Genomic DNA, 6,487 nt, shown 5'->3' on the forward strand with positions numbered 1-6,487 from the left:
GCAACAACGCCCGCGCCAACGGTACGGCCGCCTTCGCGGATGGCGAAGCGCAGACCTTCGTCCATTGCGATTGGGTGAATCAGGGTAACAACCATTTTGATGTTGTCGCCCGGCATGACCATCTCAACGCCTTCTGGCAGCTCTACTGAACCGGTCACGTCTGTGGTACGGAAGTAGAACTGTGGACGGTAGCCCTTGAAGAACGGAGTATGGCGGCCACCTTCGTCTTTAGACAGAACGTAGACTTCTGACTCAAACTTGGTGTGTGGCTTGATTGAGCCCGGCTTAGCCAGTACCTGACCACGCTGGATGTCTTCACGCTTGATACCGCGCAGCAGAACACCACAGTTTTCGCCTGCCTGACCCTGGTCCAGCAGTTTGCGGAACATTTCAACGCCGGTACAGGTTGATTTCGCTGTATCTTTGATACCCACGATTTCAACTTCGTCGCCGACTTTAACGATACCGCGCTCTACACGACCGGTCACAACGGTACCACGACCAGAGATTGAGAATACGTCTTCGATTGGCAGCAGGAATGGCATATCGATTGCACGTACCGGGTCCGGGATGTAGTTATCCAGGTGACCAGCCAGCTCAACGATTTTCTCTTCCCACTCTGGGTTGCCTTCCAGCGCTTTCAGAGCTGAACCGCGAACGATTGGAGTATCGTCGCCCGGGAAGTCGTACTGTGACAGCAGGTCACGGACTTCCATCTCAACCAGTTCCAGCAGCTCTTCGTCATCAACCATGTCACACTTGTTCAGGAACACGATGATGTAAGGAACGCCTACCTGACGACCCAGCAGGATGTGCTCACGGGTCTGCGGCATTGGGCCGTCAGTCGCAGCAACAACCAGGATCGCGCCGTCCATCTGCGCAGCACCGGTGATCATGTTTTTCACATAGTCGGCGTGGCCTGGGCAGTCAACGTGCGCATAGTGGCGAGACGGGGTTTCATACTCAACGTGTGCAGTGTTGATGGTGATACCACGTGCTTTTTCTTCCGGGGTGCTGTCGATCTGGTCGAACGCACGTGCCTGACCACCGTTGGTTTTAGCCAGAACGGTGGTGATAGCTGCAGTCAGGGTGGTTTTACCGTGGTCAACGTGACCGATGGTTCCCACGTTTACGTGCAGTTTGTTACGTTGAAATTGCTCTTTAGCCATCGCTAGTCCCTCTAAGACACGGATATATCAAAGATATAGTCACATTAACCAGGCATTGCCTGACTGCAAGGAGTTACAGAGAAAAATCAGGAGGGAGATAAAGGAAGTGGTGCTGATACCCAGAGTCGAACTGGGGACCTCACCCTTACCAAGGGTGCGCTCTACCAACTGAGCCATATCAGCACATCTGGAGCGGGCAGCGGGAATCGAACCCGCATCATCAGCTTGGAAGGCTGAGGTAATAGCCATTATACGATGCCCGCATCCTGGAACTCGGCTACCTGTTCTTTCTGTAGCTTGTGAATAACAGGGGAAGTCCCCTATTATTCTTCGCCTGTCAGCGGAGCTGACTGGCTTTGACTGAGCTTACACCCAATCTGAATTCAGGGTGAGAAGAAGTGACTCACCTGCCAGACAAACAGGTTGTTTATCTGTTTCTCAACCCGGGGGTTGAGATGGTGGTGGGAGAAGGATTCGAACCTTCGAAGTCTGTGACGGCAGATTTACAGTCTGCTCCCTTTGGCCGCTCGGGAATCCCACCTACTTGATGGTGCCGGCTACCGGAATCGAACTGGTGACCTACTGATTACAAGTCAGTTGCTCTACCAACTGAGCTAAGCCGGCATCAAGTGACGCGCATTCTAGGAAGGTCGGCAGAAGGATGCAACAAAAAAATCACTGTTTTTGTTCTATCGCTTACTATTTGTGCAAAGCATCGCAATTTATCCCCGATCTGCAGAAATAACACCCAATTACTGGTCAAAATTTCTCTTCACTCTCGCCCTGGCCTTTTTGCGCCCTGCAGGGTATTGCCCCTTTATTTGTCCGGCTGCATCACGTTTTTTGGCTTACTCAGCAAAAAAATGTATTAACTGCTCAGTTTTCAACCGACTAAACCGCGCTTCAATTTAAATCGTGCAGTCACACAAGCCTCAGCACGAGCTGCATCCCTAAAAAATCCGTCACCAATCACTGCTTGTCATGATGATCCGCCTTAGATGGAGAGATGCAGACCGCTCCTTCGGGGAAGTGTGATGTGACAGAGGAAGGTGGGAGACAACCCGTAATTCTACAGTGACAGATAATAAGCCTGCGTGGACGTGCTTAGCGCGACAGGAGATGCCGAGACACAAGTCGCGAGGATGTGCTTAACGTTATAGAGAAAGCCCCTGTGCATGTGCCTGACGCATCATGGCAGCTGACAGAGAGCCTGTGTGGACAAACTGGCGTGACAGGAGCCGCTGAGAGAACAACCCAGCGGGGATAGGTTTAACGCCACAGCAAGAGATGTAAGCCCATGATGATCTGCCTGGTGTCGCTTTCATACAGCCTGATAAGGGTGCACAGCGCGACAGGGGAAACAGAGACCACAGGCAGCGGGAATGCGCTTAACGCCAGAGTAAGACGTGGCAGCACATCGTTTATGTACCTGGTGCAGCTTTCAGACAGCCTGTTGGGACGTGCACAACGCGACAGGGGAAGCGGGGACCACCTCCAGCGGGGATGTCTTAACGCCAGAGAAGGCGTGGCAGCACATGGTTTATGTGCCTGGTGCAGCTTTCAGACAGCATGCTGAGTACGACTACTGCACTGTGGTATCAACATGGGTGCTAATTATGTCTACAAGACCCGATGTCAATGTGCGGCATATCCTCAATATATGGCTATCCAGACGTAATGACGGTTACTGCCATTTTTACTTAAGAAGTGGCTGATGCCTCAACGAGGATAAAAAAGCATAACGATTAAAGATTTCAAGTCCCTACATTGAAGATTTATCAAAATCTGCGGTGAGCCTTGCGAAAGCAGTTTACTGTTTATTTTTTACTTCTTTTAAAAGCTATACTGGTGATACCCTCCAGCCCATTGTTCTCGTTAATAACCCTGTGACCGGCAATTCATTTCTCTACACTACCCGGATAGTGATCGGCAAAATGTACAGATCGGTTTGAATCTGCAGTCAAATGTATACTTATGGATAAAACGACATCACTCACCACGCCTTATTTACAGTTCACACGTGAACAGTGGGCGGCATTACGCGACTCGGTTCCCATGACGCTGTCAGAGGATGAGATCGCCCAATTGAAAGGGATCAATGAAGATCTTTCAATTGAAGAAGTGGCAGAAATCTATCTGCCACTCTCACGTTTACTTAATTTCTATATCAGTTCAAATGTCCGCCGCCAGGCCGTGCTGGAACAGTTTCTGGGAACGAATGGGCAAAAAATTCCCTATATCATCAGCATTGCAGGCAGCGTCGCGGTTGGCAAAAGTACTACCGCCCGTGTTTTACAGGCGCTTCTGAGCCGCTGGCCCGGACACCGTAAGGTTGAGCTCATTACGACAGATGGTTTTCTTCATCCCAACGCTGTGCTTAAAGAACGCGGCTTAATGAAGAAAAAAGGCTTTCCTCAATCCTATGATATGCATCGGCTGGTTAAATTTGTTTCTGACCTTAAGTCAGGGGCCAGCCAGGTCACGGCTCCCGTCTATTCCCATTTAATTTATGATGTGATTCCGGATGGTGACAAGGTGGTTAAGCAACCTGACATTCTGATTCTGGAAGGATTAAATGTGCTGCAGAGTGGCATGGATTATCCTCACGATCCGCATCATGTTTTTGTCTCTGATTTTGTGGATTTTTCAATCTACGTAGATGCGGAAGAAGATCTATTACAGCGCTGGTATGTGAATCGTTTTCTGAAATTTCGTCAGGGCGCTTTTACCGATCCCAACTCTTATTTTCACCACTATGCTCAGTTGCCTGAGGACGAGGCTGTGAACATTGCCGGCGCGTTGTGGAAAGAAATTAACTGGTTGAACCTTAAGGAAAATATTCTTCCTACACGTGAAAGGGCCAGTTTGATTATGACTAAAAGCGGGAACCATGCGGTAGAAAAGCTGCGTCTCAGAAAATAGTCAACGGTATATAAAGCCTGCTAAAAAGCAGGCTTTATTTATTCCTCAAAGCGGTCGAAGCGATATTTCTCCCCCGACCCACGATTTAATTATCCCGTCTTGTTCAAGCCGCAAACCACCCTGGTTATCAATACCGCGAGCGATGCCGTGCACTTCTCGTTCGCCAATCAGTAATTTCACCGGGCGATTAATGAAGTTATCCAGTTCAGCCCAGCGCGCGACAAAGGGGACTAAGCCTTCCTGCTCAAATACGGGTAATGCTTCACGCAGGCGATTGATCAGTTTTGCCGCAAGCTCGTTACGATTAATGGTTACGCCAGCTTCCTGCAAATTAATCCAGCCCTGATTAATCTGGGCTGCTTCGGCATTTCTCATCGCCAGATTTATTCCGGCACCAATGACAATATGAGCGGCATCGCCGGTTTTACCGGTTAATTCGACTAAAATACCTGCTAACTTTCTGTCATTAAGGTAAATATCGTTGGGCCATTTCACCCGTACGTCTTGGGCACCCAGCGACTGCAGGGTCTCTGCCATAATGATACCAATCACCAGACTGAGCCCCATTGCAGCAGCCGGTCCCTGTTCCAGACGCCAGTACATAGACATATAGAGGTTGGCACCAAAAGGCGAAAACCAGTGCCGCCCACGTCGTCCTCGCCCTGCTTGCTGATATTCAGCAACACAGACCGATCCTGAGGGCAGTGAATTCATGCGTTCGAGTAAATACTGATTCGTTGAATCAATCACTGGTATGACTGCAATATCAGGCTGGGACAGCTGAGCAAGAATCTCTTGTTCATTCAGTAACTGAAGCGGTGCAGGGAAACTGTAGCCTTTACCCGTCACGGTATACACGTCAAGGCCCCAACTTTTCAGCGTTTGAATATGCTTATTAATCGCCGCACGGCTCATGCCAAGCGTTTCTCCTAGCTGCTCACCAGAGTGAAATTCGCCATCTGCCAGGATATCGATTAATTTCAATGGTACGCTGTGATCCTTCATGAGATTACCTCTACAGCGTTGCATTCACCTTGTGCCTTAATGAAACGGACTTCTGGCTCCAGCCAGACATTAAATTTTTCACCTACGTGCGCGCGCACGCTTTTTGCCAGAGCGACAATGTCATCAGGTGTGGCATTTCCAGCGTTGATTAACACTAAAGCCTGCTGCTGGTGAACTTCCGCACCGCCAATCCGGTAGCCTTTGAGCTGGCATTGATCGATAAGCCAGCCTGCTGCAAGTTTAATATCACCTGTAGGCTGAGGGTAATGTGGCATCGTCGGGTACTCATTCAGCAACGCAGCAGCCTGCGGGCCTGTTATCACCGGGTTTTTAAAAAAACTGCCCACGTTACCGGTTATTTTCGGATCCGGTAATTTACTCTGTCGCATATGGCAGACCGCATGGAAGACATCCCAGGCATTTGCCGTCGCAGGATTCAGCGTTTTTAAATCACCATAGGTGAGGACGGGCTGCCAGTGTTTTTTTAATGAGAAACCGACGGCAATAATCGTATAGCCTGACTGGTACTGGTGTTTGAAAATACTGTCACGGTAACCAAACTGGCACCCCTCCCGGCTCAGGCGTTGCGTGATGCCGGTATGCAAATTCAGCACGTCGACGTACTCACATACATCTTTTAACTCTACCCCATAAGCGCCAATATTCTGGATAGGTGCTGATCCCACCATTCCAGGAATGAGCGCAAGGTTTTCCAGGCCAGAAATCCCTTTCTCCAGCGTAGTTTTCACCAGTTGATGCCAGTTCTCACCCGCCCCAACATGCAGTTTCCAGCTCTCATTCTCATCGCGGATCTCAACCCCTTTGATACGGTTGATCACGACAATGCCCGCGAAGTCTTCAAGGAACAGCACGTTGCTGCCTTCCCCAAGGACCAAAAAAGGTTGCTGATTGTGCTGGCTCATTTGCCAGGCTGAAAGTATCGCTTCAGGCGTTTCGGCGACAATGCGTGTTTTTGCGCTGACATCAAGCCCCAGCGTGTTGTCGGCTTTTAATGAGGTGTTCGAACTGGACATGAGACGGCCTTAACTGGTTAATCTGGCCGTAGTTTACCGCATCACAACGATAATGCGGGGGAAATTGCGTGCGGTGAATGGCTTTCTGGGATGCTGTTGCTCTTGAATAATCTCAATAGCAGCGGAAACAGAGCGAATTGAGCAGGTACAAGCAGGGTAATACAGGATGATTTTGCGGTTGTGTCACATATGAGGATAAGAATGGCTATGTGCAGAAGGCAATAAAGCAGGAGGAGCGATCTTGAAGACCCGCTTTCCAACGGTTACGGACGTAAAAAAGCCCTGAACTTTCGTTCAGGGCTTCTTCACTTGTTTGATGCCTGGCAGTTCCCTACTCTCGCATGGGGAGACCCCACA

4 protein-coding genes and 4 tRNA genes are annotated in these 6,487 nt (G+C 49.7%); 1 reads left to right on the plus strand and 7 read right to left on the minus strand.

Annotated elements, in window-relative coordinates:
- The 5 genes from tuf to CMR03_RS07160 all read right to left on the minus strand — a co-directional run.
- A partial coding sequence (gene tuf / locus CMR03_RS07140) for an elongation factor Tu (protein WP_028715865.1) occupies window positions 1-1,169 on the minus strand: 1,169 nt, incomplete at its 3' end.
- 107 nt (window positions 1,170-1,276) lie between these two features.
- A tRNA-Thr gene (locus tag CMR03_RS07145) sits at window positions 1,277-1,352 on the minus strand.
- Between the two features lie 5 nt (window positions 1,353-1,357).
- Window positions 1,358-1,432 (minus strand) — tRNA-Gly (locus CMR03_RS07150).
- 193 nt (window positions 1,433-1,625) lie between these two features.
- Window positions 1,626-1,710, minus strand: a tRNA-Tyr gene (locus tag CMR03_RS07155).
- Window positions 1,711-1,717: 7 nt separating this feature from the next.
- Window positions 1,718-1,793: transfer RNA gene (locus CMR03_RS07160), tRNA-Thr, on the minus strand.
- Window positions 1,794-3,143: 1,350 nt separating this feature from the next.
- Between CMR03_RS07160 and coaA the strand changes: the two genes are divergently transcribed.
- Entirely contained in the window at window positions 3,144-4,091 is a 948-nt protein-coding gene (gene coaA / locus CMR03_RS07165) for a type I pantothenate kinase (RefSeq protein WP_063877939.1), read from the plus strand.
- A 45-nt stretch (window positions 4,092-4,136) separates the two neighbouring features.
- On the opposite strand, the gene birA is transcribed toward coaA, so the two are convergent.
- The gene (gene birA, locus CMR03_RS07170) at window positions 4,137-5,096 is read right to left on the minus strand and encodes a bifunctional biotin--[acetyl-CoA-carboxylase] ligase/biotin operon repressor BirA (RefSeq protein WP_096011184.1); all 960 of its coding nucleotides are present in this window, start codon (window positions 5,094-5,096) and stop codon (window positions 4,137-4,139) included.
- The gene (gene murB / locus CMR03_RS07175) at window positions 5,093-6,130 is read right to left on the minus strand and encodes a UDP-N-acetylmuramate dehydrogenase (RefSeq protein ID WP_096011185.1); all 1,038 of its coding nucleotides are present in this window, start codon (window positions 6,128-6,130) and stop codon (window positions 5,093-5,095) included. Before murB ends, birA begins: the two co-directional genes overlap by 4 nt.
- Window positions 6,131-6,487 lie beyond the last annotated feature (357 nt).

It is taken from the genome of Pantoea allii, from assembly GCF_002307475.1.
GTDB lineage: Bacteria > Pseudomonadota > Gammaproteobacteria > Enterobacterales > Enterobacteriaceae > Pantoea > Pantoea allii.